This window comes from Hydrogenophilus islandicus (genome assembly GCF_054657095.1).
In genome coordinates this window covers 21,851-47,624 of the sequence record NZ_BAAHXE010000014.1, presented here as the reverse complement: position 1 = coordinate 47,624, position 25,774 = coordinate 21,851, and the positions used below count along the sequence as shown (strand labels likewise).

Sequence of the window (25,774 nt, the reverse complement as noted above, 5' to 3'; positions counted from 1 at the left end):
GAAAGCAAAACTTGAGGGGTTTCGCGGTAAGATCGTTTTATGGCGAGGATCTCCCCCTTTTTGCGCGCGTTTGCGCGCCGCTTTGCCGATCGGTTTCTTGCCACCAACTGTTGGGAGGTGGCGGGGGGGCTGGCGTTCACCACCCTCTTGGCGCTGGTGCCAATCGCGACGCTCGCGATCCTCTTCTTCCGCACCGTTCCGGCCTTTGCCCAGTTGGGCGAGGCGCTGCGCGATTTTTTGACGGCAAACCTCCTGCCTGACGCTGCTGCGACGATCATCACCCAGTACGCCGAGGCATTCACGGCGAACGCCGGGCAGCTGACGGCGCTCGGCTCAAGCATGCTGGTGTTTACGTCGGTGCTGCTGCTTGCGACCGTCGAAGATGTCTTCAACCGCATCTGGAACGCCCGGCGGGCACGCGGCTGGGCGCGGCGGCTCACGCTCTACTGGTTTGTCCTCACCGCGGGGCCCCTGTTGGTGGGCGGAAGCATTGCGGTAGCCCGGGCGCTCGCGCAAGAGGCGTCGGAGTTTGCGGGACACGCGTCGTGGTCGGATCAACTGCTCGCGCTCCTCGTGCCGCTTGCGCTCTTATGGCTCTTTTTCACTTTTCTCTACTACGCAGTGCCGCACCACCCGGTTCAGGGGCGGATCGCCGCGGTGACCGGTTTTCTGGTCGCGGTGCTTTTCCTGCTTCTCCAGAAGGGTTTCGGCTGGTTTGTCGCGACGATCCCCACCTACACGTTGATCTACGGGGCGTTTGCCACACTTCCGATCTTTCTGTTGTGGCTCTATTCGCTGTGGCTGTTGATTTTGAGTGGCGCAGTCGCTGCCGCTGCATTTGAAGAGACGGCTGCCGAGATCAAAAGCATGCCCCATTTTCCCGGGTTTGAGGCGCTTGCCGCGTGGACGATCTTAGAGACGCTCTGGTATGCGCAGCGGGAGGGACGATCGCTTCCCCAAGAGGCCCTGTGGCACGCGGCAAAACTGCCACCGCACGAGTGCGAGGCGATTCTGGAGCGGCTTGCGCTCCTCGGGTGGGTCGAGCGCAGCGAAAAGGGAACATGGCTTGCCGCGATCGCGCCGGAGGGGCTCTCTGCGGCACGGATTCTTGCCGCCTTTGCGCTTGACCTCGAGCAGTGGCAAGCGTACGCAGAGACGCCGGGGGCGAAGAAGCTCCCGGAACTCTTCGCCCCGATCGCCGCGCGGCTGCAAGAACCTTTTACCGCGCGCTCCGCTCCTCGCCGGGAGCATTCTGACGCGGGGCTCCCGCCAGTTTCTGACGCTCTTCCGCAATCGCCGCCGTCACCGCTTGACGCGCCTCGTCGTTCCCCTGAGTCATAGGAAGGAGCTGCTCCCAGTAGCGGATCGCGTTCGCCGGGTCACCGCTCGCCGACGCGGCGGCACCGGCAAGGGCGAGCGCGCGCAGCGATTGGGGGGCCAACGCCACCGCACGTTCGACGAGCTGGACCGCGTCAGCCGTAAAGCCGCCGCTTGCCGCCGCTAGGAGCTCACCCCAGTCGAGGAGCACCTCCGGGTCAGCAGGGATGCGCGCGCCGATTTTCGCCCAGGTATCCAACACCGCGTCGCTATCCTCCAAGACCATGTAGGAGCGGGCAAGCATCCGCCACCCTTGGGGGTCGTCGGGATTTTGCGCGAGCCGCTCGGCAAGCTGCGCGACCAACTGCCGGATCCGTTCCGGAGTAATGCCACCCGCTGCCGGTGCCGCACGGGCTTCGCGGCTCACCAGAGCGACGCGGGCGTCGTCGGCCCACTGGGGAGCACCAACGAGGAGGTAGAACCCCCCGCCGCCGATGAGCGCCAAACCAAAAAGCGACGCGGCAAGGGCCGGTTGTGCCCCTGTTGTTGGCCGGACAGCGGTGGCACTCTCCCCATCTTCCTCGGCCTCGGCGAGAATTCGGGCGCGAAGCTCGTCGAGCGCTGCGGCATACGCGGCGGCGTCGATGCGGCCGGCGCGGTGGTCGGCTTCGAGTTGCGCCCGCTCAGTTTGGAGTGCCGCGATCACCGCGTCGCGGTGCGAAAGGCGCGCGGAGTGGCGCACTCCCCGCAGGAGCGGCCAGAGGACGAACGCCAACACTGCGACTGCGGTGACACCGCTCAGAATGATCCAACCCGTCACGACGATGGCTCCTGAGAAGAGTGGCTGGAGGGGGTCGAGCCAAGCAGCGCATCGGCGCGCGCTTTAGCGGCGGCGTCGAGTTGCACGGCACACGTCGCCTCCCGCCGTCGCAGCCCTGCCCAGAGTCCCCAGAGGCCCCCAGCAGCGAGCACAAAGGGGCTCGTCCAGAGGAGCAGCGTGCGAAGATCGATCGGGGGCTCCAAGAGGACAAAATCGCCGTAGCGGGCGACGAGAAAGTCGACGATCTCCTGGTCCGATTTGCCCTCCCGCAACATTGCACGAACCTGGTTCATCAGGTCGTGCGCGAGTTCCGCGTTCGAATCGGCGATCGACTGGTTTTGGCAGACGAGGCAGCGGAGCTTGCGCCCCAGCGTGAGCGCGTGCTGCTCGAGGACCGGATCGTTGAGCGGCTGGGCAAGGGTCACCGGCGCACCGCTCTCCGCCGGGGAAGCGGCGTAGAGTAGGGAGGAGAGGAGCGCAAGAAAAACTCCGAGCGGAAAGAGCAGGGCGCCGAGGAGTCTTCTCAAGCCCCCCCGTCTCAGGCGCTCCGTTCGCGCCCAATACCCCATTGCGCGCGCCGCCATCACTGCCCCCCCGTGAGCGCGAGCCACTCGGCGCGGAGCTTCTGCTGCCACAATTCCGGCGTGATCGGACCGATCTGCTTGTAGCGAATGACTCCATCTTTGTCGATGAAGAAGGTCTCGGGTGTGCCATAGACACCGTAGTCGATCGCCGCGCGACCGGTCAGATCGACGACGATCTCCTCGTAGGGGTTCCCCCCCTTTTGCAGCCAGGCACCGATCCGTTGCCACGCCAACTGCTGTTCTGCTTCCGGGGTGAGTTTCCGCGCGTCGAGCGCTGCGTCGCCGCGGATCTCTTTGTAATTGAAGCCAATGATCCGCACCCCCTGCTGCTGGAGTTGCCGCAGGGTCTCGTGCTCCTGCGCGCACGAAACGCACCAGGTCGCCCAGACATTGAGCAGGTAAGGTTTCCCGGCCCACGCTTGCGGGGAAACGGTCTGGGTAGGGTCATCAAAGCGCGGCAACGCGAACGACGGGGCCGGTTTGCCGACGAGGGGCGACGGCACTTCGCGCGGGTTCAAGCGAAACCCTGCGGCAAAGAGCGCCACCAGGGCGATGAAAATGAGGAGCGGCAGAGCGTAGCGCCAACGCATGAACTTCTCCTTAGAGACGAGCGCCGATAGCCCCAGCGGGCAGCCGTGCCGCGACACGGCGGCGGTAGCGGGCGTCGAGCGCGGCAGTCACCCCACCGACCGCCATCAGGAGCGGCCCCAGCCAGAGGAAGAGGACCATCGGTTTGTAGAAGAGCATCACCACCCACGCGCCGTCGTCGACCGGGTCACCGAGTGAGACGTAGAGGTCACGCCGCCAGGTCGTCGCAATCGCGGCTTCGGTCATCGGCATCGCCGAGAAGTGGTAGTTGCGTTTTTCGGGGTAGAGCACCGCGACAGGACGCCCCCCCTGAGTCACTTCGATGGTCCCACGCATCGCGGTGTAGTTGGGCCCTTCGCGCTGCTCCACCCCAAGGAAATGGAACTGGAACCCGGCGAGCTCTGCCACCTGCCCCGGAGCCATCTTGACGTCGAGACGTTCTTCAAATGCCCCCAAGAGGGTTGCCCCCATGATGAAGACCCCGACGCCGAGGTGGGCGAGCCACATCCCACACCACGACCCGGGAATGCGCGCAAGCCGCTCGCTAACCCGCTGCCCCTCAGCCCGGTTCTGCAACCGTTCCACGAGCAGCCGGACGCTGGCGAGAAAGACCCAGAAGGTGAGCCAAAGCCCCAACCAGGCCCGGAGGGTGAGGTGGTGGGCAGCGATCAGCACCGCAACGGCAGCGAGCATCGTGACCGCGACGTCGATCACCAGCCGCTTCGCGATCCGTTGCCACCGATCCTCTTTCCAGCGGAGAAACGGCGAGATCGCCATAAAGAAGACCGCCGGCGTCATCAATGGGACGAAGACGGCGACGAAGTACGGTTCGCCGACCGAAAGTTTCCCCAACCCCAACGCGTCCATGAGGAGCGGATAGACGGTCCCGAGCAACACGGCAAACGCCGCGACACTCATGAGGACGTTATTGATCAGCAGTGTCGCCTCACGCGAGAACCAGCCAAATGCGCCCCCTCCGGCAAGCATCGGCGCCCGCCAGGCAAAGAGGAGGAGCGACCCACCGACCGTCACCGCGAGGAGCCCCAAAATGAAGAGGCCGCGCGAGGGGTCGGAAGCAAAGGCGTGGACCGAGGTGATCACGCCGGAGCGGACGAGAAAGGTGCCGAGAAGCGACAAGGAGAAGGCCGCGATCGCCAAGAGCACCGTCCAGGCGCGAAACGCGCCGCGCTTCTCAGTCACGATGATCGAGTGAATGAGCGCCGTCATCACGAGCCACGGGATAAACGAGGCGTTCTCGACTGGATCCCAAAACCACCAGCCGCCCCAGCCAAGTTCGTAATAGGCCCACCACGAGCCGACCATGATCCCGAGAGTGAGAAAGAGCCACGCGGTGAGGATCCACGGCCGCGCCCACCGCGACCAGGCGGCATCCATCCGCCCAGAGAGGAGCGCAGCCAGGGCAAAGGCAAAGGCGACTGCGGTTCCGACGTAGCCCATGTAGAGGAGCGGCGGGTGGATGATCATCCCGGGGTCTTGAAGGAGCGGATTGAGGTCACGCCCCTCGGCAGGCGCCGGGACGAGGCGGATAAAGGGGTTCGAGGTCAGCGTCAAAAAGAGGAGAAAGCCAAAGCTCACGAGCCCGAGAATGCCGACGACCCGCGCGCGCATCGCCTCGGTGAGCGCTTGCGACCGCCACGCGACCGCCGCGCTCCACCCCGAAAGGGCCACCGCCCACATCAGCATCGACCCTTCGTGGTTGCCCCATGCGGCGGTCACCTGGTAGAACCAGGGGGTGAGGGTGGAGGAGTTTTTCGCCACGAGCGCCACCGAAAAGTCGCTGCGCAAAAAGAGGGTGATGAGCACCGCAAAAGCGGTCGCGAGCACCGCCGCTTGGGTAAGCGCCGCGCGGCGCGCCGCAACCATCCAAGCCACCCGGCCGTGCTCCGCACCGACGAGACCAAAAAAGGCTTGCATCGCCGCGACCGCGATCGCCAACGCCAAAAGCACCTGTCCCCACTCTGCAAGCATCCGGTCACTCCTTTACGCTTTTCGCCGCCCGCTGCGCCTGTTCGACCGCATGCGACGCCTCGGGGGGCATATAAGTTTCGTCGTGCTTCGCAAGCACCTTTTTCGCCTCGAAGACGCCGTCGCCCCTGAGCGTCCCTTCAGCCACTGCCCCCTGATTCTCGCCAAAGAGATCAGGGAGCGCGCCGCGATAGACCACCGGGATCGTGTGGGCGGTGTCGGTGATGCGAAAGCGGACCGTCACCCCGTCGGCGCCGCGTTCGATCGACCCCGATTCCACAAGCCCCCCGACGCGAAAATATCGTCCCGGTTGAGCTTTACCTTGCGCGACGTCGCTCGGCGTGACGAAGAAGACGAGATTCTCCTGAAACGCGGTGAGCACGAGCGCTACCGCCCCGGCAAGGAGCGAGAGCGCTGCGAGAATCACCGCCAATCGCTTCTGTCTTGGGGTCACTGCGCGACCTCCTCATGCTCATCCGCACAGGCCGCCGCAGCGACCCGCGCCACTGCTTGCCGCCACCGGCGCCAAAGGAGTCCCACCTCGAGCGCAAGGAGCGCAAAGGTCACGGCGTAGCTTCCCCAGACAAAGGGGGCTTTCCCCCCCATCGCCCAGAATGCCGACCACGATTCCCACTGCATCGTCACTTCCTCTCTCGCTGATGGTGCGCGGCGAGCTCGGCCGCGGCTCGCTGCGCCCAGTCAGTGTGGGCTTCGCGCTCAAGCACCAACGCCCGCGCGCGCCAGAGGGCCACCGCGATCGAATAGCTCCACGCGGCAAAGGTCATGATGAGCATCGTTACCACCATGATCGTCGCCATCGACGGCGCCTTCGTCAGGCTCACCGACGCCCCTTGGTGGAGCGTATTCCACCACTTCACCGAAAAGTAGATGATCGGCACGTTGATCGACCCGACAATCGCCAGAATCGCCCCGGCACGATCGGCGCGACGGGGATCTTCGATGGTGTGCACAAGCGCGATATACCCCAGATAGAGAAACAGCAAAAGGAGCTGCGAAGTCATCCGAGCGTCCCACGCCCAATAAGTTCCCCAGGTGGGTTTTCCCCAGAGCGCACCGGTCCAGAGGGCTACGAAACACCAGAGCGCGCCGGTAGGGGCGAGCGCGTGGGCGAGGATAAACGAGACCCGGGTGTTGAGGGTGAGCCCGACAATCCCCCAAAAGGCCATCGCGAGGTAGATGATCATGCTCATCCACGCCGCGGGGACGTGGATGTAGATCACGCGATAGACTTCGCCTTGGCGAAAGTCGGAGGGGGCGACGAAGAAGGCGGCGTAGAGCCCGACGACGGCGAGGATCGCCGCCGCGACCGCAAACCAGGGGATCAATTTTCCGGTGAGCCAGAAGAACTCCTTGGGAGCAGCAAAGCGCCAAAGACTCTTCGGCGAGCGCATCCGCGCTTCGCTCGCCGCCCGCCACGCCGCTAGGCGCCCCATTGCACCGCTCCCGACCCGAAACGATCCATCTCTTCCCTCCTACTCCACCGCCAAGCGCAGCGCCGCGCTACACCCCCATGGGGCAAGCGCCATCGCCGCGAGCGAGCCACTTGCCAAGAGCGCCAACTGCGCGGTAAAGGGGAGCCCCTGGCGCGCGCTTTCAATTGCATCGACCCCGAAGATCAGCACCGGGACGAAGAGCGGCAGCACGAGGAGCGCAAGCAAGAGGCTACTGCCCCGCACCCCCAAGGTGAGGGCCGCCCCAACCGCGCCAATCAGGGTAAGCATCGGCGTTCCCAAGAGGAGCGTCACCGGCAACCAGTGGGTAACCGCGGGCTCAACCCCGTAGAGGAGCGCGAGGAGCGGCGCGAGCACCGCCAACGGCACGACGCTACCCAGCCAATGGGCGAGGAGCTTTGCCCCCAACCAGACCGGCGCTGGTTCGGGAGACAAGAGAAGCTGCTCCAAAGTTCCGTCACGCCAATCGTGTTCAAAGAGGCGCGGGAGCGTCAACAACACCGCAAGGAGCGCCGAAACCCAGAGGATCCCCGGAGCGATCGCACGCAGCAGCGCCTCGTCGGTGCCCACGCCAAAGGGAAAGAGGGTCGCGACGATCACGAAGAAGGTGAGCGCGACGAGCGTATCGGCCCGACTTCGCCACGCAAGCAGCAGTTCGCGCCGCAGCAGCGCACCAAAGAGCCCCCTCACGCCGCTTGCCTCCGGCCCTTGGGGCGAAAGTGGCTGAGGTCGATGGTGCGCACCGAACGGACGAAAGGGGCCTCCTGGTGGGTGGTGAGGAGGACCACGCCCCCTGCTGCGGCGTGCGCTTCGATGAGGCGCGTGAGCGTGACGACAAAGGTCTGGTCGAGCGCGGTCAAGGGTTCGTCGAGGAGCCAAACCGGACGATCCGCGGCGAAAAAGAGGCGAGCAAGGCCAACGCGCCGCCGCTGCCCCGCCGAAAGCACCTTGAGCGGCAGGTCGCGCTGCGCGGCAAGGCCCACCGCCTGCAACGCCTCATCGAGCGCCCGATCGGGAGGATTCTGCCCCAAGAGGGCGCAGAGGAAACGGAGGTTTTCCCGGGGCGTGAGGAGGTCATTGGCCGCGAGCGCGTGGCCGAGGTAGAGGTGCGACGAGCGCCAGGTGTCGCGAACGGCGGCGAGCTCCTCCCCGCGAAAGAGGACGACCCCTTCTTCGGACGGGGTGAGTCCGGCGAGGACGCGCAGGAGCGTGCTCTTCCCCACCCCGTTTTCCCCTGCGATCCGGACCACCTCGCCGGCGTCACAGCGGGCGGATAAGCGGTGAAAGAGGAGCCGTTCCCCTCGCCGCACCGCAAGATCCCGCCACTCAACCAGCGCCATCGCCCTTCCTGCCTTGATGGTAACCCCCCGATTGTACCCGAAGGGGGAACAGGGTGGGCGCTGGGTGCAGCGGTCCGGGCAGTGGCTCTGGTCGTTACAGCGGCAGTCGTGATCCCTTTTACGAAACCCGCCGGTAGCCGCCAGCAACCCCACGCGGCGAGAGGACAACCTGCCATAACTGGTTGTCGCGCGCGCGAAAAGAGCCGGCGCAGACGAGCAGGTAGTAGCGCCACATGCGGTAGAAGCGCTCACTGTACCGCGCTTGGAGCTGCGGCCAGGCCGCGGCAAAACGGTGATACCAGGCCATCAGCGTCTTGTCGTAATCGGCGCCGAAATTGTGGAGGTCTTCGATCACGAATTCGGCTTCCGCCGCCCGGGTGAGGTCGGAGAGGGCGGGAATCTCGCCGTTGGGAAAGATGTACTTTTCGATCCACGGATCGACGCCGCGGCCCGCTTTGCGTTTGCCGATCGTGTGAAGGAGAAAAAGGCCGTCGGGCTTGAGGGCGTGGCGCGCGACGCGAAAGAAAGCAGAATAGTTGCGCACGCCGACATGCTCGAACATGCCGACCGACGCCACCCGATCAAAGGGCCCACCGCAGGCGTCGGGGTGGAATTCGCGGTAGTCAGCAAGGAGAAAGGTGACTGGCAGGTCGCGACAGCGCTCGCGCCCAAACTCTGCCTGGTCGCGGGAGATGGTAAGCCCGACACAGGTGACCCCGTACCGCTCAGCGGCAAAGCGCATGAGACTTCCCCAACCGCAGCCGATGTCGAGGAGCCGCATGCCCGGTTCAAGTCCGAGCTTGCGGCAGATCAGGTCGAGTTTCGCCTCTTGCGCCGCCTCAAGCGTCGTCGCCTCGGCCCAGTAGCCACACGAGTAGGCCATGGTGGGGTCGAGCATCGCGGTAAAGAGGTCGCGCCCAAGGTCGTAGTGCGCCCGCCCCACCTCCCACGCCCGACTGCGCGACTGCAGGTTGATGAGCACCGATTGCACCGCAAGGAGCGCCCGCCGCCAATCGCGCAACCGCTCATCGAGCCGGGCTGCGAGCGCGCGTGCGATCAACTCGTCGAGCGCTTCACAATCCCACCACCCGTCCATGTAGGCTTCGCCAAGCCCTAAACTCCCTTTGGCGAGCACCCGGTCGTAAAAATCAGGGTGGTGAACGACGATGTCCCACGGGCGGTTACCGCCCACGACCACATCGATCTCAGCGAGCCACTCCCGAATCGTCGTCTCTGCCCGTTTCGGCATCTTCCCCTCCCCCGGAAAGCGCCCTGGCTACCGCCGCCTCGATCGGCTGAGGCGGCGCATGGAATGATCGCACCGCTCAGCTCCCTTGGCGAATCAGCGTGTCGAACGCCGAAAGCGCCGCTTTCGCCCCTTCGCCCATCGCGATGATGATCTGTTTATAGGGGACCGTCGTGCAGTCGCCGGCAGCAAACACGCCAGGGACGTTGGTCGCGCAGCGGGCGTCGATCTCGATCTCGCCAAAGCGGTTGCGCGCCACCACGCCGTCGAGCCAGTCGGTGTTGGGCACGAGTCCGATCTGGACGAAGACGGCAGCGGCGGTCAATTCGTGGGTCTCGCCCGTCACCCGGTCACGGTAACGGAGCCCCGTCATCCGCTCGCCGTCGCCGAGCACCTCGAGCGTCTGCGCGTTGGTGATAATGGTCACGTTCTCGAGCGACCGGAGCTTGCGCTGCAACACCGCGTCGGCCTTGAGGGTATCGAGAAATTCAAGGAGCGTCACGTGGCTGACGATCCCGGCGAGGTCGATCGCCGCCTCGACCCCCGAGTTGCCGCCGCCCACGACGACGACCGGTTTCCCTTTGAAGAGCGGCCCGTCGCAGTGGGGGCAGTAGGCGACCCCTTTGCCGCGGTACTCCCGTTCCCCCGGAACGTTGAGCTCCCGCCACCGCGCGCCGGTGGCGAGAATCACCGTTTTCGCTTTGAGTTCCGCGCCGTTTGCAAGCGTCACCGCCGCGGGGGTCGACTCCGTCGCGGGGCGGAGCGCGACCGCCTTTTGGTGGTTGATGATGTCGACCTCATAGGTCCGGACATGCTCTTCGAGCCCGGCGACGAGCTTCGGGCCGTCGGTCTCTTTGACCGAGATGAAGTTCTCGATCGCCAGCGTGTCGAGCACCTGCCCGCCGAAGCGCTCGGTGACGATCCCGGTGGTCACCCCTTTGCGCGCCGCGTAGATCGCCGCCGCTGCCCCCGCAGGACCACCGCCGACGATGAGCACATCGAAGAGAGGTTTGCGCTCGAGGCGCGCCCGCTGCCGTTCGTCGTTCCCACGGTCGACCTTCGCCAGGATCTCACCGAGCTCCATACGCCCTTGGCCGAAGAGTTCGCCGTTGAGATAGATCGTCGGCACCGCCATGATGTTGCGCGCTGCAACCTCCTCAGGAAAACGGGCGCCATCGATCATCACCGCGGTCACCTTGGGGTTCACCGCCGCCATGGTGTTGGCTGCTTGCACCACCTCGGGGCAGTTGTGGCACGAAAGCGAGACGTAGACCTCAAACGCAAGCGGCTCGTCGAGGTTCTTAGCCTGGTCGAGGAGGTGCTCCGGGACCTTCGGGGGGTAGCCGCTCACCTGAAGGAGCGCCAAGATGAGCGAAGCGAACTCGTGGCCGAGCGGCAAGCCGGCAAAGTGGACGCGCGGCGCCTCCCCCGGACGGGCAACGGCAAAGGCCGGCCGGCGTCCCCCAGCAACCTCATCACCCACGGCTTCCCGGACGGTGACCTTGGGGGAGGCGGCACGAATCTCTTCGACGAGTTCAGCAAGCTGCGCGCCGGCGCTACTCTCATCCAACGCGGTGACGAGCTCAATCGGCGCCACCAGCCGCTCGAGGTATTGCCGCAACGCAGCACGGGTTTCGCTATCCAGTAGTGCCATGATCGTTCTCCTTTCGATCCAAACGGCGGGGCAAAAGGGGGGGCTCCCCCCCGGGGTTTTGCCGCGCCGTTCGGCGCGGGGGTTCTTGTCTTCTCTGTTGGGATTGGGACCGGCATGCGGCTAAGAGGCCGCCTGCCGGAGGGAAGGAAATCAGAAGATCAGATCTTGCCGACGAGGTCGATCGAGGGTTTCAGCGTCTCGGCCCCTTCGTTCCACTTCGCCGGGCAGACCTCACCCGGATGTTCGGCTACATATTTCGCCGCTTTGACTTTGCGCAGCAGCTCGGTGGCGTTGCGGCCGATGCTGTTGTCGTTCACCTCCATCCCCTTGATCACCCCGTTCGGGTCGATGATGAAGGTCCCGCGCAGCGCGAGACCCTCCTCTTCGATCAGGACGTCGAACGCCCGCGAGAGCTTCTGAGCCGGGTCGCCCAGCATCGGGTACTTCACCTTCTTGATCGCGGGCGACGCGTCTGCCCACGCCTTGTGGGTGAAGTGGGTGTCGGTCGAGATCGCATAGACTTCACAGTTGATCTTCTTGAATTCGTCGTAGAGGTCAGCCAGATCCTCGAGTTCCGTCGGGCAGACAAAGGTGAAGTCGGCCGGGTAGAAGACGAAGACCGACCAGTGGCCTTTGAGATCGGCGTCGGTGATCTCTTTGAATTGGCCGTTGACATAGGCTTGCGCTTTGAACGCGGGAACTTGGGTGTTGACCAAACTCATCGTAGTACCTCCTTGTTGTGACAAAAACCCAGGACTCGACATCGCCGCCCAACCCTGGGGTGCTGAGCGGCACAGGAACCATTTTAGGAGCTCCCGCGATAAATTCCAATTGCGGCCAACAATCGTTTTGATTGTTTACCGCAATCTGACCGCTGCAGCGCGCCGGAACCGCTCGGTTCGAATACAATCGAAAGAAATTTCACCAGGAAGTGATTGCTGATGACCTCTCCACGTTTGCGCGAAATCCCCTACAACTACACGTCGCTCTCTGACCGTGAGATCGTGATTCGTCTCTTGGGCGAAGAGGCGTGGTCGATCATCGCGGCGCTCCGCACCGAACGGGTGACGGGTCGGAGCGCCCGGATGCTCTACGAGATTCTCGGCGACATATGGGTGGTGGAACGCAACCCCTACCTGCAAGACGATCTCCTCGCCCACCCGAAACGGCGGCAGGCACTCATCGATGCCCTTTACCACCGCTTGAACGAAGTGGAGAAACGGCGGCAGGCGACCGCCCACGAAGACCCGGCGCGCGCCGAACGGGTCGGGCGGCTTGTGGCGCTGACGCGCGAAGCGATCGAACGGTTCGCCCAGCAATTCACTGAGACGGAACGGCTGCGCGAGCGGGTAGTGAAAAAACTTTCGCGCTACACGCGCCGCGACAACATCCTCTTTGATGGCCACAGCCGCGTGAGCCACGTGACCGACGCCACCGATTGGCGGGTCGAATACCCCTTCGTCGTCATCTGCCCCGACAGCGAAGAGGAGATCGCGCCGCTCGTGCGCGCCTGTATCGAGCTCGGGCTCACGATCATCCCGCGCGGCGGCGGTACCGGCTACACCGGCGGCGCTGTGCCGCTCGACGCAAAGAGCGCGGTGATTAACACCGAAAAGCTCCTCATGATGAGCCCGGTCGAGATGGTCCATCTCCCTGACCGCGACGGCCGACCGATGGCCGAGCCCTACGCGACGATTCGCACCGGCGCGGGGGTCGTCACCGCGCGGGTCGCGGAGGCAGCCGCTGCAGCGGGGCGCGTCTTTGCCGTCGACCCCACCAGCGCCGACGCCTCGTGCATCGGCGGCAACATCGCGATGAACGCTGGCGGCAAGAAAGCGGTGTTGTGGGGGACGGCGCTCGACAACCTCGCGTGGTGGAAGATGGTCACCCCCGACGGCAACTGGCTCGAAGTCGAGCGGCTCGACCACAACTTCGGCAAGATCCACGAACAGGAGACGGTACGGTTCCGTCTGCGGCGGTTCGACGGGATCAGCTACGCCCCGTTGGGCGAAGAGCTCCTGACGCTTCCCGGGGCGTCGCTGCGCAAGCCTGGCCTCGGGAAAGATGTCACCGAGAAGTACCTCGGCGGGATTCCTGGCGTGCAGAAGGAGGGGACCGACGGGATCATCGTCGCCGCCCGCTGGGTGCTTCACGAGATGCCGCCGATCCAGCGCACCGTCTGCCTCGAGTTCTTCGGCCAGGTGCGCGAAGCGGTGCCGGCGATCGTCGAGATCACCGACTACTTCAAACCGGGCGGGGCGGGTCACGCCGCAGGGGTGAAACTCGCGGGGCTCGAGCACCTCGACGAGCGCTACGTCAAGGCGGTCGGTTACACAACGAAAGCGAAACGGCACGGCCGCCCGAAGATGGTGCTGATCGGCGACATCGTCGGCTACGACGAAGCGGCGGTGATGCGCGCAGCTTCTGAAGTGGTCCGCATGGGGAGCCTCCGCGGCGGCGAAGGGTTCATCGCGGTGAGCCCCGAGCAGCGCAAAGCCTTCTGGGCCGACCGATCGCGCACCGCGGCGATCTCCCGCCACACCAACGCCTTCAAGATCAACGAGGACGTGGTGATCCCGCTCCCCCGCATGGGCGACTACTGCGACGCGATCGAGCGGATCAACATCGAGTTGTCGCTTGAGAACAAGCTCGAAATCTGCGACGCAATCGAGCAGTTTCTCATGAATGAGCGCCTTCCCGTCGCGCAGGCCGACGGCGAGACCGCCCCGCCCCCCGAGTGGATCGAAGAGAAGCGGGCGCAGGCGCTGGAGTTGGTGCGCGAAGTGAAGCGGCGCTGGCAGTGGCTCTACGACTCGCTCGACCTGCCGCTGGCAGAAGCCGAAGCCCACTTTGCCGCGTACGGGATCGAAGCGGGCCCCTACCAGAACAATGCGCCCAACCCCACCCTCTTTCACCGGCTGCAGGACTACTCGGTGCGCGTCTCGTGGAAGCGGGAGTTGAAAGCCCCGCTCGAGGCGATCTTTGCCGGGCAGTTCTTCGCCCCAACCCACCAGCGGCTCCAGGCGATCCAGAAGGAGGTGCTGCGCGGCCGGCTCTTTGTCGCGCTCCACATGCACGCGGGCGACGGCAACGTCCACACCAACATTCCCGTCAACTCCGACCACTACCAGATGCTGCAGCGCGCGAACGCCGTCGTCGACCGCATCATGGCGATTGCGAAAGCCCTCGGCGGCGTGATCTCAGGCGAACATGGGATCGGGATCACCAAATTCGACTACCTCGAACCGGAAAAGCTCGCCCCCTTCTGGGAGTACAAACAACGGGTCGACCCCGAAGGGCGCTTCAACCGCGGCAAATTGATGCCCGGCGGCAACCTTGCGCGCGCCTACACCCCGTCGTTCAGCCTCATGGGGCACGAGTCGCTCATCATGGAGCAGACCGACCTCAAAGGGATTTCGGACGCGATCAAAGATTGTCTGCGCTGCGGCAAATGCAAACCGGTCTGCTCGACCCACGTGCCGCGCGCCAACCTCCTCTACAGCCCGCGCAACAAGATCCTGTCGACGTCGCTTCTCATCGAGGCGATCCTCTACGAGGAGCAGACGCGCCGCGGCGTCTCGGTGGCCCACTGGCAGGAGTTCGAAGATGTCGGCGACCACTGCACCGTCTGCCACAAGTGTCTAAAACCATGCCCCGTCGACATCGACTTCGGCGACGTTTCGATCCAGATGCGCAATCTCCTCCGCAAGCTCGGGAAAAAGTCGTTCAACCCGGGAACAGCGCTCGCGATGGCGTTCCTCACCGTGAAAGAGCCGACGACGGTGAAGCTCCTCCGCACCGCGATGATCGATCTCGGCTACCGCGTGCAGCGCTTCGCCTACCGCACGGCGAAACGGTTGGGGCTCACCCAAGCGCAGACGCAACAACCGCCCGCAACCCGTGGCAAAGCCCCCGTGCGCGCGCAGGTGATCCACTTCATCAACAAGCCGATGCCGGGCAACCTCCCGAAACGGACCGCGCGGCAACTCCTCGACATCGAAGACGATCGAATCATCCCCGTGATCCGCAACCCGCGCGTCGCCCCAGAAGAGTCGGAGGCGGTCTTCTACTTCCCGGGTTGCGGCTCCGAGCGGCTCTTTTCCCAGGTGGGACTCGCAACTCAGGCGATGCTCTACCATGTCGGCACCACCTGCGTCTTGCCGCCGGGCTACCTCTGCTGCGGCTACCCCCAGACTGCTGCCGGGTTCGAGCGCGAGGGGCAAAAGATCGTCACCGACAACCGGGTGCTCTTCCACCGGGTCGCGAACACCCTCAACTACCTCGACATCAAGACGGTGATCGTCAGTTGCGGCACCTGTATGGACCAGCTCCTCAAATACCAGTTCGAGGCGATCTTCCCGGGCTGCCGGCTCCTTGACATCCACGAATACCTGATGGAGAAAGGGGTGAAACTCGACGGGGTGACGGGGGTGCGCTACCTCTACCACGACCCCTGCCACACGCCGATGAAACGGTACAACCCGCTCTCCGTCGCACAAAGCCTCACGGGCACCGAGGTCAAACTCTCCGACCGCTGCTGCGGCGAGTCGGGAACGCTCGCCGTCACCCGCCCCGACGTCTCGACCCAAGTGCGCTTCCGCAAGCAAGAGGAGCTCGAAAAGGATGCGGCGCTGATCCGCAAAGAAGAGCCCAACGTCCCAATCAAGGTGCTCACCAGCTGCCCCAGTTGCCTCCAGGGGCTGTCGCGCTACGCCGACGACGCAGGGGGGCTCGACGCCGACTACCTGGTGGTCGAGCTCGCGAAGCACCGCCTCGGCGAAAACTGGCTCGCCGATTATGTCGCGAAGGTGCGCGCGGGCGGCATCGAGCGGGTCTTGCTGTAGGTCGCGCGATGTCCACCCTCTACCTCGCCCACTTTGGTCTCACGGAGCCCCCCTTCTCGATCACCCCCAACCCCCACTTCTTCTACCAAGGGGGCGAGCGGGGGCGGCTCCTCGAGGCAATGACCATCGCGGTGACCACCGACGAAGGGATCACCATCGCGGTGGGCGAGGTGGGCAGCGGCAAGACGATGCTCGCGCGGCTCCTCGCCGCCCGGCTCGAAGCGCTCGGTTGGCGCGTCGCCTACCTCGCGAACCCCGCCTTCGCCCCGAACGAAATCGTCGCGGCGATCGCCCACGACCTTGGCATCACCGGCGCACCCGCTACCGGCACCCTCCTCGACCAGCTCAACAGCGCGTTGATCGCCAGCTACCAGGCGGGACAGCGCACCGTGGTGATCATCGACGAGGCGCACGCGATGCCCGCGGCGTCGCTCGACGAGGTCCGGCGGCTCGCGAACCTCGAGACCGCGACCCACAAACTCCTGCAGATCGTCCTCTTCGCCCAACCAGAGCTGACGACGCTCCTTGCCGACGAACGCCTTCGGCCGCTCCGCGAGCGGATCGTCCACCGCTTCCTCCTCCCGCCACTTGCAAAGCCCAACGTGCGCGAATACCTCGAATTTCGCCTCCGCGCCGCGGGACTCAAACGGGAAAACCCCTTCACCCCTGCGGCGATTGACCGCATCGCCCGCACGAGCGGCGGGATCGCCCGGCGGATCAACCTTCTCGCCGACAAAGCGCTCCTTGCCGCGTTTGCGCGGGGGAGCCAGCGCGTCGAACGCCAAGACGTAATCCGCGCCGAGCGGGAGCTCGATTGGGGGCTCTCCCGAATGAGGCGCGCGCGCTCACTCGCCGCCGCTCTTCTTCTGTTCGCGACACTCGCAGGCGCGGTGGTGGCGTGGCGGTGGTTGCCGCTCGACCAGCTTTTGTCGAGTGGCTCCGAAGAGGTTCGTGCCCACCCCGAGATCACTGCCGCTCGCACGGATGAATCAACCCTACCGCCAGCACACCCCCCCCCACCACCTTCGGCGCTGCCCCCTTCCCTTCCCGCGCAGCCCGCTGAAGAGCGCCGTGAGACACCTCCCCTCCCACCCCCGCAGCCAGCGCCCGCTCCAACAATGCCAGAGAAGCGTCCGCAACCCCCCGCAATCGAGACGGTCGACGCCCTCTTTGCCCGCTGGCGCCAAGCAGGCTACACCCATGCGATCGAACTTGCGCGGATCTCTCCCTCCGGGCGCGGCGGGCAGGAAGCGCTCCTTTCATGGAAAAAACGGCTCGGGGGCGACCGGCAACTCACGCTCGCCGCGTCGGGCCCCATCCTGCGCGTTCTCATCGGCCCCTACCGGAGCGCCAGCGCCGCCAGTCAAGCGCTCCTGACCTTGCCGGCCGATGTGCTGCTCGAGGAGCCGAAGCTCGTCGAACTCGCGGGCGGGAAACCGTGAGCGATTCGGTTATAATGAGATAAAAAGTAACTGATTGCCATGTTTACCGTCGTCAAACGCCTCCTCACTCCACGCGCACCGCAGGGAAGTTCAACTCGCATCGCGGTTGCCGCCGCACCGGATGCCCTGTGGGGGGTAAGGTGGCATGTAGGTGACCCCACCGCCCCACGCGTCGAGGCCGCAGCATCGCTCCCTGCCGTGAACGTCTTCACCAACCCCGAGAGTTGGGTACAGCTCGCAGAACGGCTCAACGGCAAAAAAGTGCCCCTCCATGTTGTGCTACCGCCAACACTCGCCAAACTGGTGCAGATCAACGCCCCTGACCTGCCGCCTGAGGAGCGGCGCGCCGCCCTCACCTTTCTCACCGCGCAAGCCGAAGAGCGCGCGAGCGACGAGCTCGTCGTCGACTACGTCGACGTGCCGGCGCTGCGCCGTCCAAGCAGCGAACCGCTCGCCTACTGTGCGGTGACCCAACGTGCACTCATCCTCTCCCTCATCGAATCGTCCCAAAAAGCGGGCTTTCTCCTCAAAACCATTGAGATTCCCGAACAGGCGTTGCGCCGCCTCTTGCCGCTCCTCTCCCCGGGTAACGACTCCCCCGCGCTACTCCTGCTCGTCGAAGAGGAGTCGAGCCTGATGGTTGTCGCCTCCCCAACCCAGCTCTACCTCTTTCGCTTGAGCCGCATCGGCCGCCGCCTCTTCGCCTCCGACCCCGCATCCGGGGCGCTTGCGCTCGGGCTCGATCTGCAGCGCACACTCGACTTCTACGACACCCAGTTCGTCGATCCCACTCCGCAGCAGATCTGGGTGATCGACGCCATCGCCCCGAACCCGGAGATGGTCGCGGCGCTCACCCCCGAGCTGCGACTCCCCTTGACCCCCGTTACCGCGGAGATGCTCACCCCCTCTCCCCCCGAAGCCCTGCCGCTCGGTATACTCGCTTTGACACTTGGCGCTGCGCTCGCCCCGGTTGACGCATGAAACGGGAACTCAACCTCTACCTCGACGAATTTCGCCCCAAGCCTCAACCCTGGTCGATCACCTGGTTGATCGCTGCGCTGCTGCTGACCGGCGTCGTGATCGCCGTCCACGCCGCCTACCTGTTGTGGCAAAACAGCACCACCCGCGCGCTCCTCGCGCAGGAGGAGAACATCCGCCAGGAGCTCCAGAGCACGATCGCGCAACTGAAGCGCCTCATCCCCGACAACGCCGCGATCGCGCGCTTTGACGACGCACAGAAGAGGCTGCGCGCCCGGATCGACGCCCGTCAGCGCTACCTCGCCCTTTTAGCACAGAGCCAACCGGCCGCGGTGCAACTCGCCCCCTCGGCGCTCATTGCCGCGATCGCAGCCGCCCACCACGACGCCATTTGGCTCACCGAACTGGAGCTGCGCTGCTGCCGCGGGAATCTCCGCCCTGAGCTCTCGCTCTTTGGCTCCACCCAGCAAGACCGAGCACTGACTGCCTACCTGAACGCCTTAGCGCAGCAGCCGCTGCTGCAAGGCCTCTCCTTCCCGATCCTTGCCGTCTGGCTCCCGGACGCCGAGAAAAATCCCACACGCTTGAGCTTTCTCCTCACCACCGAAAAGGACGAGGCCAAACTCAAGGCCGCGCAAGAGCGAAGCCGGAAGGAGAAGCCGTGAAGTGGCGCAACCACCCCGCGATCCAATGGTTCGAGCAGCGGACTCCGCGCGAGCGGATGCTCCTGACCGCCGCTGCGGTGGCGATCGTCGCAGCAGTCTGGAGCGAATGGGGTGCCACCGCACTGGAAAAGAAGACCCGCACCACCCGTGAGACGCTCGAAGCGCGGCAACGGGAAAACAGCGTGCTCGCAACCGAACTTGCGCTCCTTGCCCAAAAGGCGCAACCCGACTTCGTTGAGCGCAGCGAACGGGAGCTTGCGCAACTGCGTGCCGAAATTGCCCGTCTCGACGAACAGCTGCGCGCTGCCCGCACCACCCTCATCACCGCGCAAGAGACCCGAACACTTTTGAGCGAAATCGTCCAGAACGCCCCGGTCGAACTCGTCGCTCTCGACCGCCTCCCCCCCGAACCGTTTGAGATCGACGCGATTCCGCCAGAGCAGCGCGCCGAACTCCCGCGACTCATCCGTCACCCCTTCCGCCTCGCGGTGCGCGGGACCTTCCCTCAGATTGTTCAATTCCTGCGCCACGTCGAAAATCTTCCCCGCGCCCCCCAGTGGCGGCGGATCGCGATCACCACCGCCCGCTATCCTGTCCTGACGCTCGTGATGGAAGTGGAAACCCTCAGCTGGGAGGAGGATTGGCTTGCCTTCTAGTCGCTGCGCTTTCGCTGTCGCCCTCTTTCTGCTCGCTTCCCCGGTGTGGAGCGAGAGCGGCGTCGCGCCCTCCGCCCTTCCCGACCCCTTCCGTCCTGCTCTCCCCGCCATTCCCGCCGCCGGCGAAGCGAGCGAGTCTGCTGGGGTCAACCTCAAACCGCAGATGATCCTCTCCCTCGACGGTGAGCGGTGGGCACGCGTCGCCGGCAAGATGGTCCGGGAGGGGGAACGTATCGCAGAATACCAGTTGCACGCGATCGAACCGACCCGCCTCATCTGGCGTACCCCTGCGGGCGAAGAGCGGGTCGAACCCCTTGTCGCAATTCCTCTCCTCCCCCAGGAGGCGACCAATGGCCGCACCGCTCCGTAGGGTTCGCCTCGGCGAACTGTTGGTTCAAGCCGGCGAAATCACGCCAGAACAGCTCGAGATCGCACTCGCCGAGCAGAAGCGCACCGGCCGCAAACTCGGCACATTGCTGGTCGACCTCGGCATGACCACCGAGGAGCGCATCCTCAAAGCGCTCTCCCGCCAGCTCAACCTCCCCTTCATCGACCTCAAACGCTACCCCCTCGATCCGAACGTCGCCAAAAAACTCCCGGAGAACCTTGCGCGGCGCCACCGGGCGCTGCTCCTCTCGGAGGGACCACCGCCGCTCATCGCACTCGCCGACCCCACCGATCTCTTTGCCTACGACGAGATTGCGCAGGCGCTCAACGCCAACCCCGACGTCGCGATCGTTCGCGAAGAGGATCTGCTCGAAACCCTCGACACCCTCTACCGGCAAACCGAAAAGATCGCCCGTATCGCCAAAGACCTCGGCGAAGAGCTTGCTGAGAGCGACACCGACCTCAACGCGCTGCTGCGCGCCCAAGATGTCAGCGACGCCCCCGTCGTCAAGCTCCTGCAGTCACTCTTTGAGGACGCTGCGGTTGCGCGCGCGAGCGACATCCACATCGAACCTGACGAAAAGGTCCTGCGCCTGCGGCTCCGAATCGACGGGGTCCTCCAAGAGAGCATCGTCGAGGAGAAGCGGATCGCGCCGGCGGTCGTCTCGCGCATCAAACTGATGTCGGGACTCGACATCTCGGAACGGCGGCTGCCGCAAGACGGGCGGTTCGCGATCACTGTGCGCAACCGCCGCTTCGACGTCCGCGTCTCGACGATGCCGACCCAGTACGGCGAATCGGTGGTGATGCGGCTGCTCGAGAACGACCTCTCGCGCTTCGACCTTGAAAAGCTCGGCATGCCGCCGCCGATCCTCAGACGGTTCCGGCAACAGGTGAACCGCCCCCACGGCATCGTCCTCGTCACCGGCCCCACCGGTTCGGGGAAGACGACGACGCTCTACGCCGCGCTCAAAGAGCTCAACACCCCGCAGCGCAAGATCATCACCGCCGAAGACCCGGTCGAATACCGCCTCGAGCGGGTCAATCAGGTCCAGGTGAAACCCGAGATTGGCCTCACCTTCGCCGAGATCCTCCGCACTGCGCTGCGCCAAGACCCCGACGTGATCCTCATCGGCGAGATCCGCGACGGGGAGACGGTCGAGATTGCGATCCGCGCCGCAATCACCGGTCACCTGGTGCTGTCGACGCTCCACACCAACGACGCCCCCAGCGCCGTCGAGCGGCTCGTCGACATGGGCGCACCCCCGTTTCTCCTTGCGGCATCGATCCGCGCCGTCGTCGCGCAGCGACTGGTGCGCCGCATCTGCCCCGATTGCATCGAACCCGACACCCCCGACGACGCCATCCGCGCCTGGCTCCAAGGGCTCACCTTTCAGATCACCCCGCTCGAACCGAAGCGCGGCCGCGGCTGCACCCGCTGCAACGGCACCGGCTACCGCGGGCGCGTCGGCGTCTATGAGTACTTCGAACCCAACTTCGAGATGCTCGACGCGCTGCGGCGCAACGACCTCGCCACCTTCAACCGGCTGGTCAAAACCACCCCCGGCTACCGCACCCTACTCGAGCATGGACTCGAGCTCGTCGCGCAAGGGGTGACCACCTTGAGCGAAGTGATCGCGATGAGCGGCGAGGTGATCTGAGATGGCGCGCTTCAGCTACCGCGCGCGACGCCGCACCGGCGGCGAAGAGCAAGGGGAGGTCGAGGCCCCCACCCGCGACGCTGCGGCCCAGATACTCCTTGCCCGCGGCCTCATCCCGGTGACGATCGCCGCCGCTTCTGCCGCGAAGAGGGAGGTGACGCTCCCCAAGTTCCTCCAACCGCAACCGACATTGGCCGATGTGCTGCTCTTCACCCGGCAGTTCTACAGCCTCACCAAAGCGGGCGTCCCGATCCTCACTGGCATCTTGCGCCTTGCCGAAAACACCCCCAACCCGATCCTCGCGGCGGCGTTGCGGCAGATTGCCACCGACCTCCAGGCCGGCCGCTCGCTCGCCGGCAGCTTCGCGCGCCACCCGAAAATCTTTTCCACCCTCTACCTGGCGATGCTGCGGGTGGGGGAGGAGAGCGGCAAGCTTGAGGAGGCGCTTCTGCGCCTCACTGAAAACCTCGAGCGCGACCGCACCACCGTGATGCGGATCAAGAGTGCGCTCCGCTACCCCCTGATCGTCCTCGTCGCGGTAGGCATCGCGATTGGCGTGCTCACCACTTTCGTGATCCCCGCCTTTGCCGGCATCTTCGCGTCGATGAAGGCCGAGCTGCCGCTTCCCACCCGGATCATCCTCGCCGTCTCGCAATTCATGGCGCAATACTGGTGGCTTGTGCTCGCCGCAATCGGCGGCGGAACGATCGCCTTTCGCCGCTGGACTGCTGCCGGTCCTGGGCGGCTCTGGTGGGACCGCACCAAACTTCGCATCCCCAAGATCGGCGATATTGTGCTGCGCGCCACCCTCGCACGCTTTGCCCGCTCCTTTGCGATGGCGATCGGCGCCGGAGTTCCAATCACCCAGGCGCTCCTGAGCGTCGCCCGCGCAACGGACAACGACTACCTCGCTGAAAAGATCCTCGCGATGTTGAACGGCATCGAACGGGGCGAATCGATCCTCGCCACCGCCACCCGCACCGGTGTCTTCACGCCGGTGGTCCTGCAGATGCTCGCAATTGGCGAAGAGACCGGCCGGATCGACGAGATGATGAGCGAAGTGGCCCAATTTTACGAGCGCGAAGTCGACTACGACATCGAACACCTCTCCGACCTGATCGAACCGATCATGGTCGTGATCATGGGAGGGCTGGTGCTGGTGCTGGCGCTCGGCATCTTCCTCCCGATGTGGGAGATGCTCTCGTTTGCCCGCCGTTAGAGGAGAGGAGAAAACAACAATGTTTTCCTTTGACACTGTCGCCACCGCCGTGCCGATCCTCATGGGCCTCCTCTTCGTCGCCCTTTTCGTCTGGAGCCTGCGCACGATGGGAGCAAACCGCCCGGAGTTGTGGCTGGCCGCGACCCTCTACGCCACGATCACGCTCGTCGCCTACACCCTCTTTTCTGAACTCGCAGCGGGCTACCGTGTGCTCGCGGTTGCCCGCGCGAGCGCCACCGTCCAGCGCCAAGCGGCCTACATCATGGGGCGGGCGGCGCTCACCAACCACTTTACCGCCGAGGAGGCGTGCATCAACCTTGCGACGGGCGCCGTCCGCGACCGCTTCAACCACCCGGACTGTGCCGTGGGCAATAGCGGCGTCAATCTCCACTTCGGCACCCCGACCGCCGAGCAGCAGAGCCTCGAGGTCCTCCTCTCGCGCGAAGAGAACGCCGCGCGCTTCCACTACCGCTTCGACGGCGAATATGCCGAGATGCGCCTCGACAACCGCCCGCAATGCGCAGTGCGCTACGCGCCAGCGCCGCTCAAAGGGATGCCGCCACTGGTGAGTTATGATGTGGGGGGATGCTGAGGGTTGAGTCTACTTAGTCGAAGCGGGAATAGGGAGGAAGCCGCTCCCCGCGCACTGCCGCAGCGACCGCGGCGCGGAGAAACGCAGCAAAGCGGCGCGCCATCGCTTCGCCGTCCACCAGGGGGCTTGCCGCAACCTCCTGCCGCAACCGTTCGCGCAGGAACCAGAGCGGCTCAGGGTTGCTGGCAAACGCCACCGCGCGCGCGATGTAGTCGCGGATCGACGCGGCACTCAACAGCGATTCGAGCCCCAACAGCCGATTCATCGCGTGGGTCTGGCGGCTCACCATCGTCGCCCCGGGAAGCGTCAGACACGGCACCCCCATCCACAGCCCCTCGAAGGTGGTCGCCCCGCCGGTAAACGGAAACGGGTCGAGCGCGAGATCGACCATCGCAAACTCCGCAAGCATCTCGCCGTGGGGTCCGCCGGGCGAGAAGACGAGCCGCTCCCGCCCCACCCCTTGCGCAGCAAAACGGTCGGCGACGTCGGTCTGCACCCCGCGGTCGCGCAGCGCCCCGGCCTTGAGCCAGAGGCGGCTTCCCGGGGCCTGCCGCAGGATCTCCGCCCAAACGGCCACCACCTCGCGGTTCATCTTGTTGAGCCGGTTGAACGACCCGAAGGTAAACGGCAACCCGCGGCGGCTCGGCGCCGGCGCAACGGGCGGCGCGTAGGGGGGCGGCATGAAGGCGAAGCGACTCTCCCCGAGGTAGATCGGCGTCTCGGCAAAGCGCTGCCCGAGCGCTTCCGGCGAGGTCCCGGGATCGGTGAGGAGGTAGTCGATCGCCGCGATCCCAGTCGAGTGGAAGTAGCCGAGCCACGTCACCTGCACCGGCGCAAGCCGCCGAGTGAACGCCTTGAGGCGGTGAAATGCGGTGTGCCCCGCGAGGTCGACGGCAACAGCCAGCCGCTCGTTGGCAGCGAGCGCGACGAGCGCATCGTCGTCGAGGTCATGGACCTCGTGCCACGCCGCGACCTGCTCCCGCAAGAAACGGGTCAGATCATCCTCGCGCAGTGTCGTCGAGAAGGCGACCACCTCAACCCCGTAGCGCGGCAAACGCGGCACGACGTCGGCAAGAAGCGCCCCCACGGGGTGCTGACATAGGTCGCCAGAAAAGAGCCCGATGCGCAGCGGCCGCTTCGCAGTCAGCTCAGCCTGCGCAGCGAGAATCGGCTCGCGCGCGTGCTGCTCCTCCCCCGCTCCAGCGTCACCCCCGTAGCGCTCAGCCCACGCGGTGTGGCGGGCAAAGAGCGCATCGACGGTCAGATCGGGGAGGTAGTTTCCTTCGAAACACCAGGTCGACGCCATCCCCCAGAGGTGCCCCGCCTCTTCGAAGAGCGCGGCGTAGAAGCGGTCGCTCTCCTCGACGTGGCCGGCGTTGGAGCGCACTGCTGCAAGTGTCATGCGCGCCCCGAGGTGACCCGGCGACCGCGCGAGGAGCTCGAGCGCCAGCTCTCGCGCGCGGGTCAGGTTCCCGGCCGCCTGGTGGGCGCTTGCGAGCAGCGACAGCCGCTCGATCGTCGCCCCTTTGAGCGCCATCTCCCGCTCGAGGTGGTCGACCAATCCCCGCAGCTCGACCATGTCGCCGAGAAGCACCGCGAGGAAAATTTGCGCCTCGGCCATCGTCGGCTTGAGCGCGCGGGCGCGCTTCGCGAGCTGCACCGCTTTGCGCCCTTCGGCGAGCTGCAGGTAGGCCGACGCGAGGTTGAGAAGCAGCTCCGGCGAATCGGGGTGGCGGCGGCGCAACCGCTCCCCTTCCTGCCGCGCGCGGGCGTACGCCCCCACCTCAACGAGCGCCGCGATGCGGTTCACCGCCGCGGGAAAAAAGTCGGGGGTATCGGCGAGTACTGCGTCGAGAAGCGCGAGCGCCCGCTCCCCCTCGCCGCGCTGCAGCATGAGCTCCGCGAGGTTCGTCCGCGCGGCGGGCGACGCGGGGTCACACGCGAGCGCTGCGTTGAGGTGCTCCTCGGCAGCGGCAAAGTCGTCGCGCAGCCGCGCCACGGCGGCGAGCGTCACGTGCGCGCGCGCCGCGACCTCCGCTGGCGGCTCGGCCTCGAGCGCCGCTTCTGCCCAGCGGGTCGCCTCGTCGCTATCGCCCGCGTCGAGCGCCGCTTTTGCGAGCTGCTGCATCGCCGCCGCGTCGCCCTGTGCCGCGGCGCGCGACCACGCCGCCTGCTCAAAGGCAAAACCACCGAAGCGGCGAAAGAGGCGCCAGAGTGCCCGTTGCCACCACCCAGGTGCGTGACCCTTCGCCATCGCCGGTCAGGTAGCGAGCACGATTGCAGCCCTTAGAAGTGTCGGGTTGGACCAAGTGGTTGCTGTCGA

Annotated in this window: 22 protein-coding genes and 1 pseudogene; 10 read left to right on the top strand and 13 right to left on the bottom strand. The window is 65.5% G+C overall.

Translation table 11 applies throughout. The features are described from left to right. Nucleotides 1-39 precede the first annotated feature (39 nt). A pseudogene (locus tag ACYQ6T_RS05990) lies at nucleotides 40-834 on the top strand (YihY family inner membrane protein); the annotation flags it as partial. 385 nt (nucleotides 835-1,219) lie between these two features. On the opposite strand, the gene ccmI reads toward ACYQ6T_RS05990, so the two are convergent. The 12 genes from ccmI to ahpC form a co-directional block, all read right to left on the bottom strand. Beyond that, nucleotides 1,220-2,137, bottom strand: coding sequence for a c-type cytochrome biogenesis protein CcmI (gene ccmI / locus ACYQ6T_RS05985; protein ID WP_459828789.1), 918 nt, complete (start codon nucleotides 2,135-2,137; stop codon nucleotides 1,220-1,222). Continuing rightward, nucleotides 2,134-2,721, bottom strand: coding sequence for a cytochrome c-type biogenesis protein (locus ACYQ6T_RS05980; RefSeq protein ID WP_459828787.1), 588 nt, complete (start codon nucleotides 2,719-2,721; stop codon nucleotides 2,134-2,136). The genes ccmI and ACYQ6T_RS05980 overlap by 4 nt, the downstream gene beginning before the upstream one ends. Beyond that, the gene (locus ACYQ6T_RS05975) at nucleotides 2,721-3,311 is read right to left on the bottom strand and encodes a DsbE family thiol:disulfide interchange protein (RefSeq protein ID WP_459828785.1); all 591 of its coding nucleotides are present in this window, start codon (nucleotides 3,309-3,311) and stop codon (nucleotides 2,721-2,723) included. Before ACYQ6T_RS05975 ends, ACYQ6T_RS05980 begins: the two co-directional genes overlap by 1 nt. Before the next feature lie 10 nt (nucleotides 3,312-3,321). Beyond that, nucleotides 3,322-5,298: a heme lyase CcmF/NrfE family subunit gene (locus ACYQ6T_RS05970; RefSeq protein ID WP_459828783.1), complete on the bottom strand. Its 1,977-nt coding sequence runs from the start codon at nucleotides 5,296-5,298 to the stop codon at nucleotides 3,322-3,324. A gap of 4 nt (nucleotides 5,299-5,302) precedes the next feature. Further along, entirely contained in the window at nucleotides 5,303-5,749 is a 447-nt protein-coding gene (gene ccmE, locus ACYQ6T_RS05965) for a cytochrome c maturation protein CcmE (RefSeq protein ID WP_459828781.1), read from the bottom strand. Then, nucleotides 5,746-5,934: a heme exporter protein CcmD gene (ccmD, locus tag ACYQ6T_RS05960; RefSeq protein WP_459828779.1), complete on the bottom strand. Its 189-nt coding sequence runs from the start codon at nucleotides 5,932-5,934 to the stop codon at nucleotides 5,746-5,748. Before ccmD ends, ccmE begins: the two co-directional genes overlap by 4 nt. A gap of 2 nt (nucleotides 5,935-5,936) precedes the next feature. Next, nucleotides 5,937-6,749, bottom strand: coding sequence for a heme ABC transporter permease CcmC (gene ccmC, locus ACYQ6T_RS05955; protein WP_459828777.1), 813 nt, complete (start codon nucleotides 6,747-6,749; stop codon nucleotides 5,937-5,939). Between the two features lie 39 nt (nucleotides 6,750-6,788). After that, on the bottom strand, nucleotides 6,789-7,457 hold the full coding sequence (gene ccmB, locus ACYQ6T_RS05950; RefSeq protein WP_459828775.1) for a heme exporter protein CcmB: 669 nt from the start codon (nucleotides 7,455-7,457) through the stop codon (nucleotides 6,789-6,791). Then, the gene (gene ccmA / locus ACYQ6T_RS05945) at nucleotides 7,454-8,107 is read right to left on the bottom strand and encodes a cytochrome c biogenesis heme-transporting ATPase CcmA (protein ID WP_459828773.1); all 654 of its coding nucleotides are present in this window, start codon (nucleotides 8,105-8,107) and stop codon (nucleotides 7,454-7,456) included. The genes ccmB and ccmA overlap by 4 nt, the downstream gene beginning before the upstream one ends. Before the next feature lie 118 nt (nucleotides 8,108-8,225). Then, a complete protein-coding gene (cfa, locus tag ACYQ6T_RS05940; RefSeq protein ID WP_459828771.1) occupies nucleotides 8,226-9,356 on the bottom strand; it encodes a cyclopropane fatty acyl phospholipid synthase in 1,131 nt (376 codons plus the stop codon). Between the two features lie 76 nt (nucleotides 9,357-9,432). Continuing rightward, nucleotides 9,433-11,007: an alkyl hydroperoxide reductase subunit F gene (ahpF, locus tag ACYQ6T_RS05935; protein ID WP_459828769.1), complete on the bottom strand. Its 1,575-nt coding sequence runs from the start codon at nucleotides 11,005-11,007 to the stop codon at nucleotides 9,433-9,435. A 158-nt stretch (nucleotides 11,008-11,165) separates the two neighbouring features. Next, nucleotides 11,166-11,729, bottom strand: coding sequence for an alkyl hydroperoxide reductase subunit C (ahpC, locus tag ACYQ6T_RS05930; protein WP_459828768.1), 564 nt, complete (start codon nucleotides 11,727-11,729; stop codon nucleotides 11,166-11,168). A gap of 219 nt (nucleotides 11,730-11,948) precedes the next feature. Between ahpC and ACYQ6T_RS05925 the strand changes: the two genes are divergently transcribed. From ACYQ6T_RS05925 to ACYQ6T_RS05885, 9 genes are read left to right on the top strand one after another with little or no spacing between them, the layout of a single operon-like run. Then, nucleotides 11,949-15,851 (top strand): DUF3683 domain-containing protein, encoded by a 3,903-nt coding sequence (locus tag ACYQ6T_RS05925; RefSeq protein WP_459828767.1) that lies wholly within the window; start codon nucleotides 11,949-11,951, stop codon nucleotides 15,849-15,851. Nucleotides 15,852-15,859: 8 nt separating this feature from the next. Beyond that, nucleotides 15,860-17,293, top strand: coding sequence for an ExeA family protein (locus ACYQ6T_RS05920; protein ID WP_459828765.1), 1,434 nt, complete (start codon nucleotides 15,860-15,862; stop codon nucleotides 17,291-17,293). A gap of 39 nt (nucleotides 17,294-17,332) precedes the next feature. Next, nucleotides 17,333-18,274 (top strand): type IV pilus biogenesis protein PilM, encoded by a 942-nt coding sequence (locus ACYQ6T_RS05915; RefSeq protein ID WP_459828764.1) that lies wholly within the window; start codon nucleotides 17,333-17,335, stop codon nucleotides 18,272-18,274. Continuing rightward, the gene (locus ACYQ6T_RS05910) at nucleotides 18,271-18,936 is read left to right on the top strand and encodes a hypothetical protein (RefSeq protein ID WP_459828762.1); all 666 of its coding nucleotides are present in this window, start codon (nucleotides 18,271-18,273) and stop codon (nucleotides 18,934-18,936) included. The genes ACYQ6T_RS05915 and ACYQ6T_RS05910 overlap by 4 nt, the downstream gene beginning before the upstream one ends. Further along, a complete protein-coding gene (gene pilO, locus ACYQ6T_RS05905; protein WP_459828760.1) occupies nucleotides 18,933-19,592 on the top strand; it encodes a type 4a pilus biogenesis protein PilO in 660 nt (219 codons plus the stop codon). The genes ACYQ6T_RS05910 and pilO overlap by 4 nt, the downstream gene beginning before the upstream one ends. Continuing rightward, the gene (locus ACYQ6T_RS05900) at nucleotides 19,582-19,962 is read left to right on the top strand and encodes a hypothetical protein (RefSeq protein ID WP_459828758.1); all 381 of its coding nucleotides are present in this window, start codon (nucleotides 19,582-19,584) and stop codon (nucleotides 19,960-19,962) included. The genes pilO and ACYQ6T_RS05900 overlap by 11 nt, the downstream gene beginning before the upstream one ends. Then, a complete protein-coding gene (locus ACYQ6T_RS05895) occupies nucleotides 19,943-21,640 on the top strand; it encodes a GspE/PulE family protein (RefSeq protein ID WP_459828756.1) in 1,698 nt (565 codons plus the stop codon). The genes ACYQ6T_RS05900 and ACYQ6T_RS05895 overlap by 20 nt, the downstream gene beginning before the upstream one ends. 1 nt (nucleotide 21,641) lies before the next feature. Next, nucleotides 21,642-22,859: a type II secretion system F family protein gene (locus ACYQ6T_RS05890; RefSeq protein WP_459828755.1), complete on the top strand. Its 1,218-nt coding sequence runs from the start codon at nucleotides 21,642-21,644 to the stop codon at nucleotides 22,857-22,859. A 19-nt stretch (nucleotides 22,860-22,878) separates the two neighbouring features. Next, nucleotides 22,879-23,451, top strand: a complete 573-nt coding sequence (locus ACYQ6T_RS05885) for a hypothetical protein (protein ID WP_459828753.1) — start codon at nucleotides 22,879-22,881, stop codon at nucleotides 23,449-23,451. Nucleotides 23,452-23,464: 13 nt separating this feature from the next. On the opposite strand, the gene ACYQ6T_RS05880 is transcribed toward ACYQ6T_RS05885, so the two are convergent. Next, nucleotides 23,465-25,705 (bottom strand): O-linked N-acetylglucosamine transferase, SPINDLY family protein, encoded by a 2,241-nt coding sequence (locus tag ACYQ6T_RS05880; RefSeq protein WP_459828751.1) that lies wholly within the window; start codon nucleotides 25,703-25,705, stop codon nucleotides 23,465-23,467. Nucleotides 25,706-25,774: the final 69 nt, after the last annotated feature.